We start from the raw sequence: 23,151 nt of genomic DNA on the forward strand, positions 1-23,151 counted from the left end.
GGGAAGAAAGGCTATATGCTGCAAGTAAACGCTGATGAGTATGAAAGCAACGGCGCGCCGGTAGAAAAAGAAGAAGGCCAGGCCAGAGTTACAATCGAGTTGGAGCCAATCGAGAAGATGATCCAAGAAGAAGAGATTGTTTTAGAGCCAATCTATTTTGATTTTGATAAAGCCGATATCCGTAAACAAGCCGCCTTTGAGCTGGATAAATTGGTATCTATAATGAAGAAGCATCCGGAGATGGAAATCAAGGTAGAAGCGCATACAGATAAGCGCGGGCCACAAAATTATAACCAGCAACTCTCAGAGCGTAGAGCTAAGAGCACGGTAGATTATGTGGTATCGCAAGGTATAGACAAGACCAGGATAAACTGGGAAGCCTTTGGCGAGTCTAAACCAAAAGTAGAATGTGACAACTGCAGCGAAGAAGAATACCAAGAGAATAGGAGATCTAAATTCGTAATTATAAAAGAGTAATATAATTAAAATTTAAAGAAAAAGCGGTCTTAATGTTAAGACCGCTTTTTTTATTAGAGAGTATTTATAATTTCTGCTGCCGCTTCTAAGGTTTTATTTTGTTTTGCGAAACAGAAACGCAATACTTTGTCGTCTTGCATGTTTTTATTAAATACCGAGACAGGAATACTTGCCAGCTTTTTTTCTTTAATTAAGCGTATGGCATAATCTGTATCTTTTTCTTTGGTGATTGTTTTATAAGATGCTGTTTGAAAATAAGTTCCTTCAGAAGGTGTAAAGGTTAATCTGGAATCTTTTATAAGATCTAAAAAGTAATCCCTTTTTTGTTGGTAGAACTCTGCTAACTGCAGGTAATTTTCCTCTTTTTGTAAATATTGGTTTAAAGCAATTTGCAGCGGATGATTTACACAAAATACATTGTATTGATGCACTTTTTGAAATTCTTTCATCAAAGCTTTAGGAGCAACACAATAACCCAATTTCCAACCGGTAACGTGAAAAGTTTTACCAAAAGAATAGGTTATAAAAGAACGCTCGCGTAAGTCTATAAATCTTGCTACGCTTTGATGCTTATGCTCATCAAAAACAATATGTTCATAAACTTCATCACTTAACACCAACACATCCGTACCCGAAACAATTTCTTGTAATTTTAAAAGATCGTGTTTTTTTAAAACCTTACCGGTAGGATTATGCGGTGTATTAATAATTATCATTCTAGTTTTCTTCGAAACTTTTTGCTCTACCGCTTCCCAATCTATAGAGTAATCAGGGGCTTTCATTTGTATTAGCACCGGTTTACCGCCATACAATTCTATAGCCGGCTCATAACAATCGTAAGCGGGTTTAAATACAATTACCTCATCGTCTTTTTTTACAAAGGTAGAAATAGCCGTAAATATAGCTTGAGTTGCACCGGCGGTGATAGTAATGTCTGTTTCCGGGTGATAATTACTATTATAAAGATAGTTCAATTTGTTACACAAGGTTTTACGCAAACTAAAAATTCCCGGTAAGGGTGCATATTGATTTTTACCTGCTTTACGGAAAGATTCTTCTACTAAATCCAATAATTTTGAATCGGGCATATAATCTGGAAATCCTTGAGAAAGATTTATGGCTTCGTGTTTATTTGCCAAATTACTCATTTCAGTAAAAATAGTGGTTCCTGTATTGGGAAGTTTGGAGGTGAATTTCATGCTTTACAATTTACTTGGCTATAAGATAAAAAAAATCCCAAACTCTATAAGAATTTGGGAAGTTTTTATAAAATAAACGTTACTATTTATTTCTTGGTCGTAGCCGAAAGGTATTCGCGGTTCATTCTTGCGATGTTTTCTAAAGAAATTCCTTTTGGGCATTCTAGTTCACAAGCACCTGTATTACTACAATTACCAAATCCTTCTTCATCCATTTGTCTTACCATTGCTTGCACTCTATCTGCTGCTTCTACTTCTCCTTGTGGTAACAAAGCATATTGCGACACCTTGGCAGAAGTAAACAGCATTGCGCTGGCATTTTTACAAGCTGCTACACAAGCCCCACAACCAATACAAGTTGCTGCGTTAAAAGAGTCGTCTGCATCGTGCTTATTTACCGGAATAGTGTTGGCATCTATCGTATTACCTGAAGTATTTACAGAAACATAACCACCGGCTTGTTGAATACGATCAAAAGAAGTGCGGTCTACAATTAAATCTTTTATAACCGGAAAAGCAGTTGCTCTAAATGGTTCTATTACAATAGTATCTCCATCTTTAAAGCTACGCATATGTAGCTGGCAAGTGGTGGTAAGTTTTTCTGGACCGTGCGGCTCACCGTTTATTTGTAAGTTGCAAGAACCACAGATACCCTCTCTACAATCATGGTCAAATTCTACAGGATCATCGCCTTTAGCAACCAATTCTTCGTTAAGTACATCTAGCATCTCTAAAAAAGACATATCTCCTTCTATGCCATCTATCGGGTAGTCTACTATTTTTCCTTTTGCGTTGGCGTTTTCTTGACGCCATATTTTTAGTGTAAGTTTCATATTCTCTATTAGATTTTAGTATTGAGTATTGAGTACCGAGTGGCTAAATCCTAACACCTCTTTTTCAATACTTACATCTATTTATAACTTCTTGTTTTTAACTCGATGTAATCAAATTCTAAGTCTTCTTTGTGCAATTTGGCTTCCCGCGGATCACCGGTGTATTCCCAAGCTGCAACATATTTATAATTTTCGTCGTCGCGCAAGGCTTCGCCTTCTTTGGTTTGGTATTCTTCTCTAAAGTGACCTCCACAAGATTCGTTACGGTGTAGGGCATCTTTAGCAAACAATTCTGCCAATTCTAAAAAGTCTGCTACACGACCAGCTTTTTCCAGTTCCGCATTTTTATTATCGGTTTTACCGGTTACTTTTACATTTTTCCAGAAATCTTCGCGTAAAGCTCTAATTTCATCTAAAGCTTCTTTTAAACCATCAGCGTTTCTAGCCATACCGCATTTATTCCACATTATCTTACCTAATTTTTTGTGGTAGTGGTCTACAGAATTTTGACCGGCGGCATTCATTAAACGATCAATCTTATCGCGAACAGCATTTTCTGCTTCTTCAAACTCTTTCGTGTCGTCCGGGATAGGACCGGTTTTAATATCGTCTGCCAAGTAATCTCCTATGGTATAGGGTAAAACAAAATAACCGTCTGCCAAGCCTTGCATTAATGCAGAAGCTCCAAGTCTGTTAGCGCCGTGATCTGAGAAATTAGCTTCTCCTGCGGCATAACAACCGGGTATGGTGGTTTGTAAATTATAGTCTACCCAAAGTCCTCCCATTGTATAATGCACAGCGGGATAAATCATCATTGGTGTTTCGTAAGGGTTTTGGGCTACAATTTTTTGATACATTTCAAACAAGTTACCGTATTTGTTCTCTACGGCTTCTTTTCCTAAACGAATAATCTCTTCTTTCGAAGGATTTTTATGTCCGGAAGCAAAAGCTTTTTCTTTTCCATAACGCTCAAAAGCGCTAGAGAAATCTAAGAAAACAGCTTCACCGGTTTTATTTACCCCAAAACCTGCATCGCAACGTTCTTTTGCTGCTCTAGAGGCAACGTCTCTTGGTACTAAGTTACCAAAAGCGGGATATCTTCTTTCTAAGTAATAATCACGTTCGTCTTCCGAAAGCTCTGTTGGCTTTAGTTTTCCTTCGCGAATGGCTACCGCATCTTCTTTCTTTTTAGGAACCCAAATCCTTCCGTCATTCCGTAAAGATTCTGACATCAAGGTTAATTTAGATTGATGATCTCCGGAAACGGGAATACAAGTTGGGTGAATTTGCGTATAACACGGATTGGCAAAATAAGCTCCACGTCTGTGCGCGCGCCAAGCTGCCATAACATTGCTTCCCATTGCATTGGTAGATAAGAAAAATACATTACCATAACCACCAGAAGCAATTACTACTGCGTGGGCTGCGTGTCTTTCTATCTCGCCGGTAATCATATCGCGGGCAATAATACCGCGGGCTTTGCCGTCTACTAAAACCAAATCCATCATTTCGTGGCGGTTAAAAGCTTGAATTTTACCGCGATTAATTTGACGGTTCATTGCAGAATATGCTCCTAAAAGAAGCTGCTGTCCTGTTTGTCCTTTGGCATAAAAAGTTCTGGAGACTAAAACCCCACCAAAAGAACGATTATCTAAATAGCCGCCGTATTCACGCGCAAAGGGAACTCCTTGTGCCACACATTGGTCAATAATATTACCGGAAACCTCTGCCAATCTATAAACATTGGCCTCACGAGAGCGGTAATCACCACCTTTTACAGTATCGTAAAACAAGCGGTAATCTGAGTCGCCATCGCCTTGGTAATTTTTAGAAGCGTTTATACCTCCTTGTGCCGCAATAGAGTGCGCACGACGCGGAGAGTCTTGGTAGCAAAAAGTTTTTACATTATAGCCTAATTCTGCTAGTGTTGCTGCAGCACTGCCGCCTGCTAAACCTGTACCTACAACAATAATATCTATATTACGTTTATTTGCCGGGTTAACCAGGTTGATATTATTTTTATGATTATTCCACTTTTCTGCTAGTGGTCCTTCTGGTGTTTTTGATTCTAAAACTGACATAAATCTTCCGTAAATTATAATGTATTAATATAGTGATAAAGGGCAATAAAAATAAACCCTAACGGTACAATAATGGCGTAAGCGGTAGTAAGACCGCGCACCCATTTAGAGGCACTGTCTTGGTAGCCTTTAATACCTTCTTGGTATTTGTTTTTGACGCCTAACGATTGAAAAGATGAAGCAAAACCATGCAATAAATGCAGCATTAAAAATATAAAAGCAATTACGTACAAGCCAACGCGTACGGGACTCTCAAATTTGGTTACTAAATCTTCGTAATAGCGTGTAGAGTTTTCGCCAATTGGGTTGGTTTCTACATATTTATGAATCATTTCGGGAACCCAAAAATCGTAAAAATGTAAACCTAAAAAGGCTAATACAACGGCGCCAGAGAAAATCATATTTCTAGAAACCCAAGAAGAATTTGCACTTCCATTAAACTTGACATAATTGACAGCCCGGGCTCTGTTGTTTTTAATTTCTAAGTAAATACCCATTATAAAGTGAAAAACCACTCCAAAAATAAGTACCGGTTGCAATAATGCTTGCACCACAAAATTATTACCCATAAAATGAGAAAAACTGTTAAAGAGTTCTGCGCTTATTACAGAAGTAAAGTTTACAGTTAAATGTTGAGCTAAGAATAAAACTAGGAAAAGTCCGGATAAGGCCATAGCAACTTTTCGTGCTATGGTTGATTTTAATAATCCACTCATTGGTTTTTGTTTGTTTAGAGAAATTTCTAACAAAAATACGGTTACTTAAAGTTATTAACAAACTTTGCTCCGCGTTTAAGTTTTATTTAGAATTAGTTTAATCAAGGATAAGATTGCTAAATAGATTTACTAAGTTTTAAGAAGTATTAAAGTGTAGTATACTATAGAATTAGTAATTTTGAAGAAATCTAAAATTATATAGTTATTATGAGATATACGCCCATAGATTCTAGTTTATTTAAAGAAAATCGTAAAAATTTTATGGCGCAAATGCGGCCAAAAAGTTTGGCTGTTTTTAACTCTAACGATGTATACCCAATTGGGGCAGACAGTACCATTCCATTTCAACAGGATAGAAATATTTATTATTTAAGTGGGGTAGACCAAGAAGAAAGTATTTTGGTTTTATTTCCCGATGCTCCCAAAGAAAAGCACCGCGAAATTCTTTTCCTTACGGAAACAAACGAACATATTGCCGTTTGGGAAGGCGAAAAGCTTACCAAAGAAAAAGCCTACGAAACCTCTGGCGTAAAAACCGTGTATTGGCTTAAAGATTTCCAAAAAGTTTTTCAAGAACTAATGTCCCAAAGCGAAACGGTTTATATTAACACCAACGAGCATTACCGTGCTAACATAGAAACAGAAACCCGGGAAGCGCGTTTTAATAAATGGTTAAAAGAAACCTATCCTGCCCATTCGGTAGAAAAAAGCAATCCTATTTTGCAGCGTTTACGTTCCGTAAAGCATCCTTTAGAGCTGGAAGCTATGCAAGAAGCTTGTAATATTACCAAAAAAGGCTTTAAAAGAATTCTCAATTTTGTAAAACCCGGGGTTTGGGAATATGAGATTGAAGCCGAGTTTATGCACGAATTTTTGCGTAACCGTTCGCGCGGATTTGCTTATACGCCAATTGTGGCTTCGGGGCAAAATGCCAATGTGTTGCATTATATAGAAAATAAAGACCAGTGTAAAAAGGACGAGCTTATCTTGTTGGATGTTGGCGCAGAATATGCCAATTATGCTAGCGATATGTCGCGTACCATTCCCGTTTCCGGAAGGTTTACAAAACGACAAAAAGAGGTTTATAACAAAATTAACCAGATTAAAAAAGAAGCTTCTAAACTATTGGTGCCAGGCACAATGTGGGAAGAATACCACAAAGAAGTTGGTAAAATGGCAACCGCAGCTTTCTTAGAGCTGGGCGTGTTGGATAAAGCCGATGTACAAAGCGAAGATCCGGATTGGCCGGCATATAAAAAATATTTTATGCACGGGACTTCGCATAATATTGGGTTAGATACACACGATTATGGCCTGCTTTACGAACCTATGAAAGCAAACCAAGTTTATACCGTAGAACCGGGAATTTATTTGCCGGACGAAGGCTTCGGGATTAGATTGGAAGACGATTTGGTAATACAAGAAAAAGGCGAGCCTTTTAACTTGATGCGCGATATACCTATTGAAGCAGACGAGATTGAAGATTTAATGAATCAATAATTTCGGTTTAACTTAATAGCAAAAAACCTGCTTAAATTTATTTTTAAGCAGGTTTTTTTTACTGAAAATTTTGAGTTTTTTTATTGAAAAATCACTCTTCTACTCTTTCTAATCGTAAATCACCAAAATTAAAACTAAAGTCGGTTATTGGGGCAATATATTCTAAGGTGACACTTTGGGCTTTTCCGTTTTTATCTAAATTAAAAAGCACAAATACATCGGCATCAAAACTTCTGTTATTCCATTTTGCTACATAAGTGGTTGTGTTGTACGGCAACAATTCACCTTTCAACTGCTCAGATTCTTCCGAAGCAATTTTTAGTTTCCCATTTTCTTTACTAATTGTTACTTCTCCAAACCAATTGTCTTTATAAGTACCAATTACTTGTTCCGGTTGCAGGGCAATACCTTTTTTCTGCATTTCTTTTACCTGCTGGTAAACCGCTGTTTTTATACTATCGTTTTTAGCTAGCCATTTATCGTGTTTTGGTTTCAATTTTTTTAACCAATCCCGGTTTTCATAGTCTAAATAACTATCTTTTATCGTATTGGTAATTGTATTAAAAGCGCTTCCGCTCATTTGATTGGTAAGCACTACGATGCCTAAATCTTTTTCGGGTAGTAAGGTAAATTGCGTTACCGTACCTAGCAAACCACCGGTGTGCGTAACTTCTTTAAAACCGCCTTTTACATCTTTTACAAACCAGCCCAAACCGTAACCGTAAAAATGTGTATCATAAGAATTCTCTTTACTTACCGGCAATGGCATTTGCATCTGCCAAAGATTATGCAATTGTTTTTCGCTTAGCAAACGTTCTCCATCTTTGGTTACGGCATCGTTCATTAAAAACTCTGCCCAGGTTAACATATCGGTAATGTTGCTTACCAAGCCGCCGGCAGGATTGGCAGTTTCGCTCCAATCGTGCGGAATTTGAATTACTTCTCCTTCGGTACGGGCGTGGGCGTCTATTATATTCGATTTATCGGTTACGCGATTGTACGAAGCTTTGGTGGCCGTCATTCCCACCGGTTTTAAAATACGCTCTTCTATAAATTCTTCCCACGTCATTCCGCTTAAGCGTTCTAAAACTTCGCCGGCAACAATAAACATATTGTTGTTGTATTCAAATTTACTGCGGAAGGAACTGGTAGGCTCAATATATTGTAAATGGTCTAAAATATCTTCTGCGGAATAGCTATTGCCTTCAGGAAAAAACATCAAATCGCCGCCGCCAAGTCCTAAACCGCTGCGGTGCGTGAGCAGATCTTTAACGGTAAAATTTTCGGTAACCCAAGCATCTTTTAATCTAAATTCCGGTAAATGTTCCCGCACTTTATCATCCCAATTTAACTTACCATCGTCTACCAACATTGCCAATGCAAAAGCGGTAAAACCTTTGGAGTTAGAAGCAATTCCTACCAAGGTGTTTTTGTTCATAGGTTTGCCGGTTGCCAACGAGCGTTTGCCAAAACCTTTGGCGTAAACTGTTTTTCCGTCTTTGATTATTCCTACAGAAATGCCCGGCACATCAAATGCTTCTAAAGTGTTTTCTATTAATTTGTCTAATTTTTTTTCTTTTATCTGTGCGGAAATGGTAAAGGAAACTAAGAAAAAACCAACGGAGAGTAATTTTAAAATTTTCATATAAGCTTGCTGTTTAGCGGTTAAAACCGATTATTTTTGCGCTATGCAAAATTTCGTAAACTACAAAAATATACAAATTGCCTATGCTACTCAAGGCAAAGGCGAGGTAATTGTGCTTTTGCACGGTTTTTTAGAGAGTTCTGATATGTGGCGGCACAGTATTCCGCTTTTTGAAAACACGCACCAAATGGTAACAATAGATTTGCTGGGACACGGTTTTACAGATTCTTTGGGGTACATTCATAGTATGCAAGAAATGGCGCGCAGCGTAAAAGCGGTTTTAGATTATTTAAAAATAGAGAAAGTTAGTTTTTTAGCACATTCTATGGGAGGTTATGTGGCCTTGCACTTTACGGAATTGTTTCCGGAAAAAACCAAAAATTTATGGTTGTTAAATTCTAGTACCAAGCCAGACTCGCCAGAACGAAAAGATAATAGAACCCGCGCCCAGGCTTTGGTAAAGCAAAATAAAGACGCGTTTGTGCGAATGGCCATAAGAAACTTGTTTGCCGAAGAAACCAAAGATAACTACCAAAAGCAAGTAAACCGAAACATTGCCATTGCGCAAGAAATGAGCGTACAAAGTATTGTAGCAACTATAGAAGGTTTAAAAACCCGAAAGGATACTACCGAAGTTTTGCGCAATTTTAAAGGAGAGAAAATAATTTTTACGGGAAAAAAAGATCCTATTATTCCGTTAGGAAATATTAAAAATGTGGCTGCAGAAACCGGTAGTAAATTAGTTGTCTTCCCAAAAGGACATATGAGTTATATAGAAGACCAGGAGGTTTTTTTAGAAGCTATGGAAGGTTTGGTTGAAAATAAGAGGTAGGTAGTAGAGATTAGGTGTTAGGTGTTAGGTGTTAGGTGAAAAAATATCCCTAAATAAAGTTGACCGTTTTTAATTAATTTTCAGTAAAAAAAATGGCACTCGATGCAATCGAATGCCGGAAATTAAATGAAGTGATTTTTTGGCAAGAAGCTGTACCAGTCTTGCGTACAAAAGTTCTAAGTAAATTGGTTAATTTTTATACACTAGCCACATTATAAAAAGTGAGCATATTTTGGTAAAAGCCTAAGCTGCCATTGTCTTTTTCTAAGCAAGATTTTAATAAAGCTTCTAACGATTGGTATTCAAAATTTACGTTAACGTGTTTATTGCTTTCCACCAGTATTTGAAGATGCAGGGTGTTTTCTTTAATATCTATACTTACTTCACTTGCTTCAAAATGCTTTTTTAAAAGCGCTTTATGAAAGGTAGAAAACCGCTCTGTAGAAATGTTTTGATTATTACAACTATAAGTAATCAAATTATTCATTTCTCTTAAAATAGTAGTTGATTGATAAGAAGTTCTCATGGCTAATTGTTTTTTACGAATATAGCCCGTGATATGTTAAGAGGTTATTAATAAAATGTTGCTTATTAGTCAATTAACTAATTTTAAGAAGCTTGTTATACCGTTTACAGAAGATAACGCAATTTAATAGGACTGTTTATTAATTTAGAATTTTTATTAAAAGAAGTAGCGTTTACGTAGGTAATTTTATTACGGCTAATCTTTCCGTAGTTATTGTGTAAATGGCCAAAAATATGAAATTGTGGTTGTATCTTTTCTACGCGCTTGCGTAAATGTTCGCAACCCAAAGCAACTTCTGCTTCAGACTCATCTAAAATATTGTACGGTGGTGTGTGTGTTAATAAGACATCTGTATCTTGTGGGATTTTCTCCCAATGTTTTGCAATAGCATTACTTGTTTTACTAAATGCCCAGCGAGAATTAATAGGACTATAAGGAGAGCCCCAAAATTTCACATTTTCTATACAAATAGAACTTTGAAATAAATAATGCACATTAGATGGAATGATTTCTGCCAATTGCGTGGTGTTAATCTTTTCTAAGTAAAACTCGTGATTTCCGGCAATACAAACTTTATAGGGGTGCGGTTGTTGCGCAAACCATTTAAAAAAATCTACTACTTCGCGTTTGGTGCCGCCTTCTGTAAAATCTCCCGTATGTACTAACACTTCCCCGTAAGGAATATTTAGCAAACGATGCTGGTTATGCGTGTCAGAAATACAAATAATGTTCATTACTCAAGAAAAACTTTTATCAGATGCTAACAAGGTACAAAAAAACAAGGTGTAATTATTTCTCTTCGGAAGGTAAAATTTTGTTTACGCCCTTAATTACGGCTATGCAAATTAAAATTGCAGAAAGTATAAAGAATAGAAATTTGGCCAATAAATTATCACTGTATAACATACTGTAAATGCCAAGAGCAATTTCGGCAAATAAGAACAGTAAAATAAAACTAAATTTTAAAAGCATGGTATACATAATTGATTGGCAGATAAATATACAGTGAGCTTGCTTTCAAAAAAAAGTTAGCAGTCTCTTTAGCTGAAATTTAACGCAGCAATTGCGGCTAGCTTAATTTTTTAAGTTAAAATATCTTAAAGCTAATTAGCTTTTTAAAAAGAATAATATCTTGGTAGAAAACAAATTCTAAGATTTGAAAAATATACTTAAAAAAATTCTAGTTGGGCTTTTAGTTTTAGCCGTAATATTTGTGGGTCTTCATTTTTTTGCCCGCTATAAAGTAGGCAAATTATTAGATGGTATAGACAAAGAAAATTTTAGTTATAAAGAATATTCTATAAATTTATTTCAAGGAAATCTTTCTGTAAAAGATATTTCTTACCGGCCAAAAAAGCAAAACCTACAAGCCAAAACAGTAAGCATACGTAATTTTAATTATCTTTCTTATTTAGTCTTGGGTGATTCTATTGTTGTAGACGAGATTCAGATAGAAAAACCAAACCTTCGGTTATCTAAAAAAAATGATTCTAGTGTTAATGGCAAGAAAAGCAATAAGTTTTCAGAAAAAATACGTATCAATGCGCTAGCAATAACCAACGGGCGCTTAAGTTATAGAAGAGATAGCATAAAGAGGTTTAAGGTACCTAAAATCAATTTAAAAATAAAAAATATAAAAACCGGTCCGGATCAAATCAAACAAAAAATTCCTTTTCAGTATGGCGATTATTTTTTAGAAGCAGACAGTCTAAATTTTGTAGCCAATGCCTATCAAGACTTATCTGTAGCAAGAGTAGAGATTAGTGAAGAAGAAGTGCTCTTGCAAGACCTTCGGTTTCTACCAACCAAAAATCGTAAAGATTATGTAAACTACATTCCGTACGAAAAAGATTTAATGAATTTAAAATTGGACAGTATTCATATCCCGTCTTATAAATTTTCGTACAAAGAAGAAGCGCCGCATTTTTCTGCTGGACTGTTATCACTTAGCGCTATAGATTTTTCTATTTACAGAGATAAAACCGTCAAAGACGATCTGCGTAAAAAAGATATGTACAGCACAATGATTCGTAAGCTGCCAATACAATTAAAGATAGATTCTGTAGCCCTAAATAAAGCAGAAATAACGTACGAAGAAAAAATAAAAAAAGACCGTAACCCGGGTAAGGTAAACTTCAAAAACTTAAATGCTAAAATTTATAATATCACCAATTTAGATTTAGATAGAAAAGATTTTCCTACTACCAAAGTACAAATTAATACTTCGTTTTTTGGTAAATCTCCTATAGAGATGAATTGGCAGTTTAAAGTTAACGATACAACAGGTAGGTTTCGCTTTCGCGGAAATGTACAAAACGTGCCACCAAGTTCTATGAATGAGTTTTTTATTCCGGCTATGAATGTAAAAGCAAAAGGAAGTATGCAGGCTGTTTATTATGATTTTGAAGGAAATAGAAATACAGCCCGCGGCAAAACAAAATTGGTCTATGATGATTTTGATTTGGCAGTTTTAAAAGGAGATAGCAGATCAGAAAGTGATATTCTTAGTTTTTTGGCAAATATTATTGTAAATAAATCACCAAAAAATGGCTCGATTACCTCTCAAGTAGAATCGGTAAAAAGAGACAAGACCAAATCTTTTTGGAATTATTTTTGGTCTTGTCTCGAGGCCGGTATAAAAAAATCTTTACTCTAAAGCTTAAAAGTAATTACCGGTATGTCTGCGTGGTTAACCAAATCTTCGCTTATACTGCCATTTAACATATGAGCCAAGCCTTTACGCCCGTGGGTACTTATACCTACTAAACCGGCATTGGTTTTTCTGGCAAAATTTAAAATACCTTCTTCTATTGTATTGTCGTTATATATACTAAAACTGTAATTTTCTAAATCTACCTCTTTTAAGAAAGTTTTTATACGGTTTTCAATACTTTCAGAAGTTTGAAACTTGTTAGCGGTATTTACATAAACCAAATGCAACTTGGCATTTATACTTTTGCTAAAATCTACCGCTTCTTTAAAAGATTTTTTATTTTTTTCTTCAAATTCTGAAGCATATACAAAATTCTCTACATCAAAAATTGGCAACTCTTCTTTAATTACCAAAACAGGTATATTAGAATTTCTCACCACTTTTTCTGTATTAGAACCAATAAAAACTTCTTTTAGGCCAGTGGCTCCCTGGGAGCCCATCACAATTAAATCTATACTTTTATCTTCGGCAACTTCCATAATTCCTTCAAAAGCTTGATGAAATTGAACCGTTTCGTGCACAGTAACTTCTTCTAGGAAATCTGCTTCCATGATTTCGTTAAACCGTTTGTGCGCTAATTTCATAAAAAATAAAGCTTCGGGTGGGTTATTTTGGGCTGCTTGTTGCTGTGTGGTAGGGTCCATTAACTCCAGAGGCAATTCTAGCATGTGAAGCAAGAAAATTTCTGCTTTGTTTTTTTTAGCTATTTGCGCCGCCACTTTTAAGGCATTTTCGGCATGTGTGGAAAAATCTGTGGGGACAAGAATTCGTTTCATTTCTATTTTAATTTAAATTAATTAGTTTTTTAAAGTTACAAATAAAATTCGTTTTGCTAATCATTTCTTATGTGAGAAATAATTATTATATTTGCACCCGAAAGATTGAAAAATTATTGGAGGGGACAGCGGTCCCCTCTTTTTATAAGGATATTTAATGCAGAAAGAAAACGTTAAACAGTTGTTGGATACGGCTTTGGAGCAAAATCCTAACTTGTTTTTAATAGATTTGCAAATCAAGCCGGCCAATCAGATTTTAGTGGTGATTGATGGCGATGAAAGTGTTTCTGTAGAAGATTGCATGCAAATTAGTCGTGCTATAGAGCATAACTTGGATAGAGAGAAAGAAGACTTTTCTTTAGAAGTAACTTCTGCCGGGGCAACTTCTCCCTTATTAATGTCGCGACAGTTTAAGAAAAATATTGGCAGAAAATTGGAAGTACATACAGAAAACGAAAAATATGAAGCAAATCTTGAAGCTGCTAATGAGGAAAATATTACCTTGCGGTGGAAAACTAGAGAGCCAAAACCGGTTGGTAAAGGTAAAGTAACTGTTAAGAAAGAAGTGATTTTGCCTTATAAGGAAATTACAGAAGCAAAAGTGAAGATAAAATTTTAAGCATAGTTTTGGTATGGAAAATATCGAGTTGATTAACTCTTTTTCAGAATTTAAAGATGATAAGTTGATAGATCGTGTCACGTTAATGGCGATCTTAGAAGATGTTTTTAGAAATGCACTGAAAAAGAAATTTGGAGAAGATGATAATTTTGATATAATTATAAATCCAGATAAAGGTGATTTAGAAATTTGGCGAAATAGAATTGTTGTGGCAGATGGCGAAGTAGAAGACGATAATCGTGAAATTTCATTAAGCGCAGCAAGAAGAATTGAACCTGATTTTGAGGTAGGAGAAGATGTATCTGAAGAAGTGAAATTGATAGATTTGGGAAGAAGAGCGATTTTGGCGCTTCGTCAAAACCTGATTTCTAAAATTCACGAGCACGATAGTACCAATATATATAAGCAGTTTAAAGATTTGGAAGGCGAGTTGTATTCTGCAGAAGTGCATCACATCCGTCACCGAGCTGTCATATTATTAGATGATGAAGGCAATGAATTGATTATGCCAAAAGATAGGCAAATTCCTTCAGACTTTTTCCGTAAAGGAGATAATGTGCGCGGTATTATAGATAGTGTAGAATTAAAAGGTACAAAACCGGTAATAATTTTGTCTAGAACTGCTCCCTTGTTTTTAGAGAAGCTTTTTGAGCAAGAAATACCGGAGGTTTTTGACGGTTTGATAACCGTAAAAGATGTAGTGAGAATACCAGGCGAAAAAGCAAAAGTTTCGGTAGATTCTTATGACGATCGTATAGATCCTGTTGGAGCTTGTGTAGGTATGAAAGGTTCTAGAATTCATGGCATTGTTCGTGAATTAGGAAATGAAAATATAGATGTAATTAATTTTACCAATAATACACAGTTGTATATAACCCGCGCGTTAAGTCCGGCAAAAATAACCAACATTTCAATAAACGAAGAAACTATGCGGGCAGAGGTGAAACTGTTGCCTTCAGAAGTTTCTAAGGCAATAGGTCGCGGTGGTCACAACATTAGATTGGCCGGGCAGCTTACCGGTTATGAGATAGATGTGATTAGAGAAGGCGAAGAAGATGATGAGGATGTAGAATTGTCTGAATTTTCAGACGAAATAGAAGCCTGGATCATTCAAGAATTTTCTAGAATAGGTTTAGATACCGCAAAGAGTATTTTAGAAAAGGACGTACAAGATTTGGTTAAAATAACAGATCTGGAAGAAGAAACCATTTTAGATGTGGTTCGTATTTTAAAAGAAGAATTTGAAGAGTAATTATTTAGTATAATTAATCACGATAATTAAAGGAATAAAAGAGGTAATTTAGAGGCGATTTATGGCTGGAAAAACAATGCGATTAAATAAAGTTTTGCGTGAATTCAATATTTCACTAGACCGGGCTGTAGAATATTTAAATTCTAACGGTTACGATATTGAGGCACGTCCTACTACAAAAATTTCAGAAGAAGTTTACCAAGTACTTTTTGATGAGTTTCAAACAGATAAAAGCAAAAAGGTAGCTTCTAAAGAAGTAGGGGAAGAGCGCAAAAAAGAGAAGGAAGAAATCCGTATTGCTAGGGAAAAAGAACTAGAAGAAAAACGGAAAAAAGAAGAGGAGAAGCGCCAATTAGAATTGGAGAAAGAAAAAGAAAATGAAGTTGTTTCTGGGCGTAAACAGCTTAACGGCCCTAAGCAGGTGGGTAAAATAGACCTCGATAAGCCTTCTTCTAAAACAAAAAAAGAAGAACCTAAGCCAGCGGAAGAAAAGCCAAAAGTATCTGAGGTCGAGAAACCGACTCCAAAAGTTGAAAAACCCGAAGAGAAACCGGTTCAAGACGTTGAAAAATCTAAAGGGGAAGCGCCTAAAGAAGAACCGACTACGAAAGAAACTAGCAAGAAAGAAACTAGCAAGAAAGAACCGGCAAAAGAAGAAGCTCCTAAAGATAAGGAAGAAAAAACGCAAGAAGAGCGTTTAGAAACCAAGTATAAGAAATTAGATGGGCCGAACTTTACCGGGGAAAAAATAGATTTAAGCCAGTTCTCTAAAAAGCCTAAGAAAAAAGACGATAAAGACGCTAAATCTGGAGCAAAATCTAAAAAGAAAAAGCGTAAACGTATAAGTAAAGATGCTCCTGGCAAAGGCGGGGTGCAAAAACGTTCTAACTTCAAAAAAGGAGGTAAGAAACGACGTCCAGCCGTTGCTAAAGAAGATCCTACAGAAGAAGAAGTACAAAAGCAAATTAGAGAGACGCTAGAAAAACTTCAAGGCAAGTCTTCTAAAAAGAAGGGTGCTAAATACCGTAAAGATAAGCGTGACCAGCATCGGGAAAAAACCGAGCAGGAGCAAGCACAGCAAGAACAAGAAAGCAAAACATTAAAAGTTACAGAATTTGTTACAGTAAGTGAGGTTGCTACAATGATGGGGGTGCCGGTAACAAAAGTGATTTCTGCTTGTATGTCTTTAGGAATGATGGTTACAATGAACCAGCGTTTAGATGCAGAAACTTTGAGTATTGTTGCTGAAGAATTTGGCTATGAAGTGGAGTTTGTAACAGCAGATTTGGAAGAATCTATAGAAGAAGAACAAGACAAGCTGGAAGATTTAGTGTCAAGAGCCCCAATAGTTACAGTAATGGGTCACGTAGATCACGGTAAAACCTCTTTATTAGATTATATCCGTAAAGAAAACGTTATTGCCGGAGAAAGTGGTGGTATTACTCAGCACATTGGAGCCTATGGAGTGCAATTGGATAACAAAGAAAAATTAGCATTTTTAGATACTCCTGGTCACGAGGCTTTTACAGCTATGCGGGCAAGGGGAGCGCAAGTTACAGATATTGCAATTATTGTAATTGCTGCAGATGATGATGTGATGCCGCAAACCAAAGAGGCTATCTCACACGCTCAAGCTGCGGGAGTGCCAATTGTTTTTGCTATAAACAAAGTAGATTTACCAACTGCCAATCCGGAGAAGATTAAAGAGAAATTGGCGGGTATGAATTTGTTGGTAGAAGATTGGGGCGGTAAAGTACAATCGCAAGATATTTCTGCTAAACAAGGAACGGGCGTAAAAGAATTGCTCGAAAAAGTATTATTAGAAGCAGAAATTTTAGAGTTAAAAGCCAATCCAGATAAAATGGCTACCGGAACTGTAGTAGAAGCGTATCTAGATAAAGGGCGAGGTTATGTTTCTACCATTTTGGTGCAAGCAGGAACTTTAAATATAGGAGATTATGTTTTAGCCGGTACAACTAGCGGTAAGATTAAAGCAATGCAAGACGAACGCGGTAACGAAGTAAAAGAAGCCGGGCCATCAACGCCAGTATCTATTTTAGGATTAGATGGCGCACCACAAGCCGGAGATAAGTTTGTGGTTATGGAAGATGAGCGTGAAGCAAAAGAAATTGCAGCTAAACGAACGCAATTGCAACGTGAACAAACCGTTAGAACACAACGTCATATTACCTTAGACGAAATAGGTAGACGTATTGCTTTAGGCGAATTTAAAGAACTAAACATTATTCTAAAAGGAGATGTAGATGGTTCTGTAGAAGCCTTGACAGATAGTTTCCAAAAGCTTTCTACAGAAGAAATAGAAGTAAATATTATTCATAAAGGTGTAGGTCCGGTTACCGAAAGTGATGTGCTATTAGCATCTGCATCAAACGCTGTAATTATTGGCTTTAACGTGCGTCCGGCTGGTAATGCTAAGCAATTGGCAGATAAGGAAGAAATAGATATTCGTACTTACTCTATTATTTACGATGCTATCAACGATTTAAAAGATGCGATGGAAGGCATGCTTTCACCGGAATTAAAAGAAGAAATTACCGGTAATGCCGAAATAAGAGAAACCTTTAAGATTTCTAAAATTGGAACTATTGCCGGTTGTATGGTAACAGATGGTAAAATTTACAGAAATAGTAATATACGTCTTATACGAGATGGCGTGGTAGTATACACTGGCACATTGGCTTCTTTAAAACGATTTAAAGATGACGTTAAGGAAGTTGCAAAAGGCTACGAATGTGGATTGCAAGTAAAGAACTACAACGACATTAAAGAAGGGGATGTAGTAGAAGCATTCCAAGAAGTGGCAGTTAAGAAAAAGTTGAAATAATTTACATATTTCATTGCATAAAAAAAGAGGTTGTTTTTAAAAACAACCTCTTTTTTGTGGTATTAAGAAGTGATTTAAGGCCTAAAAATAAAGGCACTTTTAAAATCTTTTTTTAAAATAACATAAGCTCTTTCAGCTTCCAATTTATTTCTAAAATCTCCAACCCATACTTTATAATTGGGAGCTTCGTATTCTATACTTGATGGCCATTTGGCGTGTTCTCTTTCAAATTCTGCTTTTATCTTATTGGCAGCTTCTAAAGTTTCACCATAAAATAATTGAATTTTATAGCGTTCGCCCAATTCATTGTTTTCGGTCATCTTAGCTTTTAATACTAGCAACTCTGGTATTAACGGGTCTTGCTGAATTGAAGATTGAGCAAAAATTCCAATAGGAAAGAAAAGCAAAGCTATTCCACCTAAAACTAAAAAACGCATATTCTTTTTCATACAATGAGATTTATTTACAAAAATAAAATTAATCTGCTATAATATGACAAATATCATTATTTAGAAACAGTATAAATTAACTATTAACACTTCACTAACATTCCGAAAATCATCTTTAAGTGTTACTTTTGCTCTTGAAATTTTGCGCAGTGAAGGCTTGTTTTTGCAACAACTTCACTATCAAAATGGTAACAAATTAGACGTTAATTTAGTTGTGATATGAAAAAGGTGACCAACCGCCATTCCATTTCAAGAACACTACTTTTGGCTGTAGTGCTTTTATTTTCAATTTTTAACTCCGCATATGCTCAAGAAGGAGAAGAGGATTCTTCTCAAACTGAGGTTCCGGCTGACGCAGAAGAAGACTCTGAGGGAGGTTCTGATGTGCAAGGCGATGTAGCTGCGGGTAAAGATTTATTTAATTCCAATTGTGCTGCTTGTCACAAATTATACAAGCGCTCAACTGGTCCAGCTCTTCATGGGGTTACAGATAAATACGACAAGCAATGGTTGTATAACTGGATTCATAATAGCCAGGCTATGGTGCAAGCTGGAGACCCAGATGCAGTAGCAATTTTTGAAGAATTTAATAAAGTTCCAATGCCTCCTTATCCGCAGTTTTCGGAAGAGGATATTGATAATATCTTGGCGTATGTAGAGCAGCCAAAACCTGAGCCTAAAGCTCCAGCATCTGCAGAAGCTGGTGGTGTAGATAAAGCTTCTCAAGGTGGGGGCGGTGTTTCTACAGAGGTTATCTTAGGGGTTCTCTCGTTTGTATTGTTGTTATTGGTAGTTATTTTATTCTTGGTAAATAAAACCTTAACGCGTTTTGCTAAAGCAAGTGGTGTAGAGGTGCATAAAAGAGAAAAAGAAAAAAGAACACCTATCTGGAAAGCTTTTGTTCAAAACCAATTTTTAGTAATTGTTGTTTCTATCGTATTCTTGCTTGGGGCTGCTTATTTTGCCTACGGTTATTTGATGCAGGTTGGTGTAGATCAGGGTTATGAGCCTGTGCAGCCAATTCACTATTCGCATAGAATTCACGCTGGTGATAATGGTATAGATTGTAAATATTGTCACTCCTCTGCAAGGGTAAGTAAGCACTCTGGCATACCTTCTTTAAATGTTTGTATGAATTGTCATAAATCTATTTCTGAAGTAGCACCAGAAACAGCTACTGAAGAGTATTCTAAAGAGTTTTACGATGCAGAAATAGCAAAACTATACGATGCCGTAGGGTGGGATGTTGAAACGCAATCTTATACTGGCGAAGAAAAGCCGGTAAAATGGGTAAGAATACACAACTTGCCGGACTTTGCATATTTTAATCACTCGCAGCACGTTAGTGTAGCAGGAATTGCTTGTCAAAACTGTCACGGTCCGGTAGAGGAAATGGAAGTGATGAGACAGTATGCGCCATTAACTATGGGTTGGTGTATAGAATGTCACAGAGAAACAAATGTAAAAATGGAAGGCAACAAGTATTATGAAAAAATTCATGAGCAGTTGTCTAAAAAATATGGTGTAGAGCAGTTGACGGCCGCCCAAATGGGAGCCTTAGAGTGTGGAAAATGCCATTATTAATAATCAAGAAGTAATTTATAGTATATATGTCATCAAACAAGAAATACTGGAAAAGTGTTGAGGAGCTTAAAGAGAATAGCCCTGTTGTTGAGGCACTTCAGCAAAATGAATTTGTAGAAGAAATTCCTACAGATGAATTTTTGGGAGACAAAGAGTCTCTACAGAGTTCGAAAACTTCTCGTCGAGATTTCTTAAAATTTGTAGGTTTTAGTACCGCCGCAGCTTCTTTGGCTGCCTGTGAAGGCCCAGTAGTTAAGTCTATACCTTACGTGGTGCAGCCCGAACGAATAGTTCCTGGGGTGGCAAATTATTATGCTACGACCATGGCAGATGGGTTTGATTTCTCAAGTGTGTTGGTAAAAACACGAGAAGGTAGACCTATTAAAATAGAAAATAATGCGTTAAACGGAATTAGTGCCGGTGCTGGTGCTAGAGTTCATGCATCTGTATTATCTTTATACGATAATAATCGTGTAATGCGGCCAATGATTAAGGGCGAACCTGCTTCTTGGGCAGATTTAGATGCAGAAGTTTTAAGCAGTTTAGGTCAAGTTTCCGGTGATATTGTATTATTAACGCAAACTTTCGCAAGTCCGAGTACTACCAAGCTGATAAAAGAATTTTCAGATAAATATGGTAACGTACGTCATATAACTTATGATACGGTTTCAGAAGATGCAGGTTTAAATGCATTTGAAGCTAAGTATGGTTATCGTGCGCTTGCTAATTATGATTTTACAGAAGCTAAAACAATTGTCTCTGTTGGTGCAGATTTCTTAGGAGATTGGCAAGGCGGAGGTTATAGTCCTGGCTATGCAAAAAGTCGAATTCCTAAAAACGGAAATATGTCTAAGCATATTCAGTTTGAGTCTAATATGACCCTTTCCGGAGCTAGCGCAGATCAACGAATAAAAGCCACACCTTCACAGCAAAAAGCTGTTTTGGCAGCTATTTATGGTTATATTGTTAGTGGTTCGTCTACAAGTAACCTTCCTGCAAAATTAGATGATGCTGTTGTGAAAGCTGTACGTCAGTTACGTAAAGGTGGAAGTAAGTCTGCTGTTGTTTCCGGTATTCCGGAAGATGACGCGCAAGCGCTTGTTTTAGAAATAAACGAAACCTTAGGGAGTAGCTTGATGGATACCGAAAATGGTAAAATGACCCGTCAAGGTAGCGCTAAGGCTGTTCAGCAATTAGTAAAAGATATGAATGCAGGTAGTGTTGGCGCTTTATTAGTTGCCGGCGTTAATCCTGCGTATAGCTTACCTAATGCAAACGAGTTTGTAGAAGGTATGAAAAATGTAGGTCTTTCTGTTGCATTCAGTATGAAGGAAGATGAAACTGCTAAGCTTTGCGACTATGTTGCCGCAACACCACACTATCTAGAAAGTTGGGGTGATGTGCAGTTTACAAAAAATACATTTGGCTTAATGCAGCCTACAATCCGACCTTTATTTGATACGCGTCAATTTCAAGACACGATCTTAACTTGGACGGAAAATAAAGCAACCTATTATGAATATTTAAAAGATACCTGGTCAAATGCTTCTATAGGATTTGATTGGAACAGTGCAGTTCATGATGGTGTTTTTGAAGGTAAATCTCCTGTAAAGGTCGAAACCAGTGGTGTAGTTGGAGGGAGCGCAGCTGGAGCAGCCGGCAGGTTGGCGCAAGCAGAGCCTGCAAATGGTAAGTTTGAATTGGTTTTGTATACCAAAACTGCCTTAGGAGATGGGAAGCAGGCTAATAATCCTTGGTTACAAGAGTTGCCAGATCCTATTACCAGAACTACTTGGGATAATTACATAACTATTTCCAAACCCGATGCAGATAGGTTAGGTTTAGAAAACCCTATCGTGTCCAACGGGGCAATGAACGGAAATTATGTAAATCTAAAATTAGACGATAAAACATTAAATAATATTCCGGTAATTATACAGCCCGGTCAAGCCGAAGGTTCTATTGGTTTAGCATTAGGCTATGGTCAAAAAGAAGCTATACAGGAAGAAATGCAAGTTGGGGTTAATGCATATCCTATTTACAAAGACTTTAAAGCGTTTCAGAATGTTAGTTTAGAAAAAGCTGCGGGAGAACATGAATTTGCTTGTACGCAATTACAAAGTACAATGGTAGGTCGTGGCGATATTGTGCGCGAAACTACCTTAGAAATATTTAATACAAAAGACAGAGAGCATTGGAATCATATTCCTAAAGTTGGTTATAACCACGTAGAAACGCCAGTTGGGGTTCCGGGAAAAACAGATATTTGGGAGTCTTTTGACGATACGGTTGGGCATCATTTTAACCTTTCTATAGACTTAAATGCTTGCACCGGTTGTGGAGCTTGTGTTGTCGCTTGTCATAGTGAGAACAATGTACCTGTGGTAGGAAAAGATGAAGTTCGTAAATTCCGCGATATGCACTGGCTACGTGTAGATAGATACTATTCTTCTGCCAATACCTTTGCGCAAGAAAAAGAAGATTTAGAGAATTTAGGAGCTTTTGAAACGTTTACCGATGTAGAAACTGCTTCTTACGATAATCCGGAAGTAGCCTTTCAGCCGGTTATGTGTCAACACTGTAACCACGCTCCTTGCGAAACAGTATGTCCAGTAGCAGCAACTTCTCACGGTCGTCAGGGTCAAAATCAAATGGCTTATAACAGATGTGTAGGTACAAGATATTGTGCAAACAACTGTCCGTATAAAGTTCGTCGATTCAACTGGTTCCTTTACAATAAAAACGATGAATTTGACTACAATATGAACAACGACTTGGGTAGAATGGTATTAAACCCAGATGTTGTTGTACGTTCTAGAGGAGTTATGGAGAAATGCTCTATGTGTATTCAGAAAACGCAAAAAACTATTCTGGATGCTAAACGCGAAGGTAGGGTTATTAAAGATGGCGAATTCCAAACTGCGTGTTCACAAGCTTGTGATACCGGCGCAATAGTTTTTGGAGACGTAAATGATAAAGATTCTGAAGTATTAAAGTTAAAAGAAAACGATCGTATGTATCACATGCTGGGAGATTTGGGTACCAAACCAAATGTGATGTATCAAGTAAAGGTTAAAAATACAACGGAAGTTTAAAAAAGATTA

18 protein-coding genes are annotated in these 23,151 nt (G+C 36.7%); 9 read left to right on the forward strand and 9 right to left on the reverse strand.

Annotated elements, in window-relative coordinates; genetic code table 11:
- The coding region (locus FKR84_RS03605) for an OmpA family protein (protein ID WP_141420835.1) at nt 1-477 on the forward strand (477 nt) is incomplete at its 5' end.
- Between the two features lie 53 nt (nt 478-530).
- Here the strand turns inward: FKR84_RS03605 and FKR84_RS03610 are convergent.
- The 4 genes from FKR84_RS03610 to FKR84_RS03625 form a co-directional block, all read right to left on the reverse strand.
- Nucleotides 531-1,676: a methionine aminotransferase gene (locus FKR84_RS03610; protein WP_141420836.1), complete on the reverse strand. Its 1,146-nt coding sequence runs from the start codon at nt 1,674-1,676 to the stop codon at nt 531-533.
- 86 nt (nt 1,677-1,762) lie between these two features.
- Nucleotides 1,763-2,509: a succinate dehydrogenase/fumarate reductase iron-sulfur subunit gene (locus FKR84_RS03615; RefSeq protein ID WP_141420837.1), complete on the reverse strand. Its 747-nt coding sequence runs from the start codon at nt 2,507-2,509 to the stop codon at nt 1,763-1,765.
- Between the two features lie 77 nt (nt 2,510-2,586).
- A complete protein-coding gene (locus FKR84_RS03620; RefSeq protein ID WP_141420838.1) occupies nt 2,587-4,590 on the reverse strand; it encodes a fumarate reductase/succinate dehydrogenase flavoprotein subunit in 2,004 nt (667 codons plus the stop codon).
- A 14-nt stretch (nt 4,591-4,604) separates the two neighbouring features.
- Nucleotides 4,605-5,306: a succinate dehydrogenase cytochrome b subunit gene (locus FKR84_RS03625; protein WP_141420839.1), complete on the reverse strand. Its 702-nt coding sequence runs from the start codon at nt 5,304-5,306 to the stop codon at nt 4,605-4,607.
- Between the two features lie 207 nt (nt 5,307-5,513).
- On the opposite strand from FKR84_RS03625, the gene FKR84_RS03630 reads away from it, so the two are divergent.
- On the forward strand, nt 5,514-6,806 hold the full coding sequence (locus FKR84_RS03630) for an aminopeptidase P family protein (protein WP_141420840.1): 1,293 nt from the start codon (nt 5,514-5,516) through the stop codon (nt 6,804-6,806).
- A gap of 91 nt (nt 6,807-6,897) precedes the next feature.
- On the opposite strand, the gene FKR84_RS03635 is transcribed toward FKR84_RS03630, so the two are convergent.
- Nucleotides 6,898-8,451 (reverse strand): serine hydrolase, encoded by a 1,554-nt coding sequence (locus FKR84_RS03635; protein ID WP_141420841.1) that lies wholly within the window; start codon nt 8,449-8,451, stop codon nt 6,898-6,900.
- A gap of 43 nt (nt 8,452-8,494) precedes the next feature.
- Between FKR84_RS03635 and FKR84_RS03640 the strand changes: the two genes are divergently transcribed.
- A complete protein-coding gene (locus tag FKR84_RS03640) occupies nt 8,495-9,283 on the forward strand; it encodes an alpha/beta fold hydrolase (RefSeq protein ID WP_141420842.1) in 789 nt (262 codons plus the stop codon).
- A gap of 196 nt (nt 9,284-9,479) precedes the next feature.
- Here FKR84_RS03640 and FKR84_RS03645 read toward each other — a convergent pair whose 3' ends face one another.
- The gene (locus tag FKR84_RS03645) at nt 9,480-9,809 is read right to left on the reverse strand and encodes a hypothetical protein (protein ID WP_141420843.1); all 330 of its coding nucleotides are present in this window, start codon (nt 9,807-9,809) and stop codon (nt 9,480-9,482) included.
- Nucleotides 9,810-9,913: 104 nt separating this feature from the next.
- Nucleotides 9,914-10,543: a metallophosphatase domain-containing protein gene (locus FKR84_RS03650; RefSeq protein WP_141420844.1), complete on the reverse strand. Its 630-nt coding sequence runs from the start codon at nt 10,541-10,543 to the stop codon at nt 9,914-9,916.
- A gap of 422 nt (nt 10,544-10,965) precedes the next feature.
- Between FKR84_RS03650 and FKR84_RS03660 the strand changes: the two genes are divergently transcribed.
- Nucleotides 10,966-12,465 carry an AsmA family protein gene (locus tag FKR84_RS03660; RefSeq protein WP_141420845.1) on the forward strand — a complete coding sequence of 500 codons (1,500 nt, stop codon included), beginning with the start codon at nt 10,966-10,968 and terminating at the stop codon, nt 12,463-12,465.
- Here FKR84_RS03660 and FKR84_RS03665 read toward each other — a convergent pair.
- The gene (locus tag FKR84_RS03665; RefSeq protein WP_141420846.1) at nt 12,462-13,298 is read right to left on the reverse strand and encodes a universal stress protein; all 837 of its coding nucleotides are present in this window, start codon (nt 13,296-13,298) and stop codon (nt 12,462-12,464) included. The two genes, FKR84_RS03660 and FKR84_RS03665, sit on opposite strands and share 4 nt — an antisense overlap.
- A gap of 157 nt (nt 13,299-13,455) precedes the next feature.
- Between FKR84_RS03665 and rimP the strand changes: the two genes are divergently transcribed.
- The 3 genes from rimP to infB all read left to right on the forward strand — a co-directional run bounded on the left by rimP (nt 13,456) and on the right by infB (nt 18,014).
- Nucleotides 13,456-13,917, forward strand: coding sequence for a ribosome assembly cofactor RimP (gene rimP / locus FKR84_RS03670; RefSeq protein WP_141420847.1), 462 nt, complete (start codon nt 13,456-13,458; stop codon nt 13,915-13,917).
- 13 nt (nt 13,918-13,930) lie between these two features.
- The gene (nusA, locus tag FKR84_RS03675; protein ID WP_141420848.1) at nt 13,931-15,169 is read left to right on the forward strand and encodes a transcription termination factor NusA; all 1,239 of its coding nucleotides are present in this window, start codon (nt 13,931-13,933) and stop codon (nt 15,167-15,169) included.
- Between the two features lie 61 nt (nt 15,170-15,230).
- On the forward strand, nt 15,231-18,014 hold the full coding sequence (gene infB / locus FKR84_RS03680) for a translation initiation factor IF-2 (RefSeq protein WP_141420849.1): 2,784 nt from the start codon (nt 15,231-15,233) through the stop codon (nt 18,012-18,014).
- Between the two features lie 74 nt (nt 18,015-18,088).
- Here infB and FKR84_RS03685 read toward each other — a convergent pair whose 3' ends face one another.
- Nucleotides 18,089-18,463 (reverse strand): SPOR domain-containing protein, encoded by a 375-nt coding sequence (locus FKR84_RS03685; protein WP_141420850.1) that lies wholly within the window; start codon nt 18,461-18,463, stop codon nt 18,089-18,091.
- Between the two features lie 219 nt (nt 18,464-18,682).
- Here FKR84_RS03685 and FKR84_RS03690 point away from each other — a divergent pair, with 219 nt between their 5' ends.
- Nucleotides 18,683-20,047 (forward strand): c-type cytochrome, encoded by a 1,365-nt coding sequence (locus FKR84_RS03690; protein WP_141420851.1) that lies wholly within the window; start codon nt 18,683-18,685, stop codon nt 20,045-20,047.
- A 26-nt stretch (nt 20,048-20,073) separates the two neighbouring features.
- Nucleotides 20,074-23,142: a TAT-variant-translocated molybdopterin oxidoreductase gene (locus FKR84_RS03695; RefSeq protein ID WP_141420852.1), complete on the forward strand. Its 3,069-nt coding sequence runs from the start codon at nt 20,074-20,076 to the stop codon at nt 23,140-23,142.
- Nucleotides 23,143-23,151 lie beyond the last annotated feature (9 nt).

The organism is Haloflavibacter putidus, from assembly GCF_006546625.1.
GTDB classification, from domain to species: Bacteria; Bacteroidota; Bacteroidia; order Flavobacteriales; family Flavobacteriaceae; genus Mesonia; species Mesonia putida.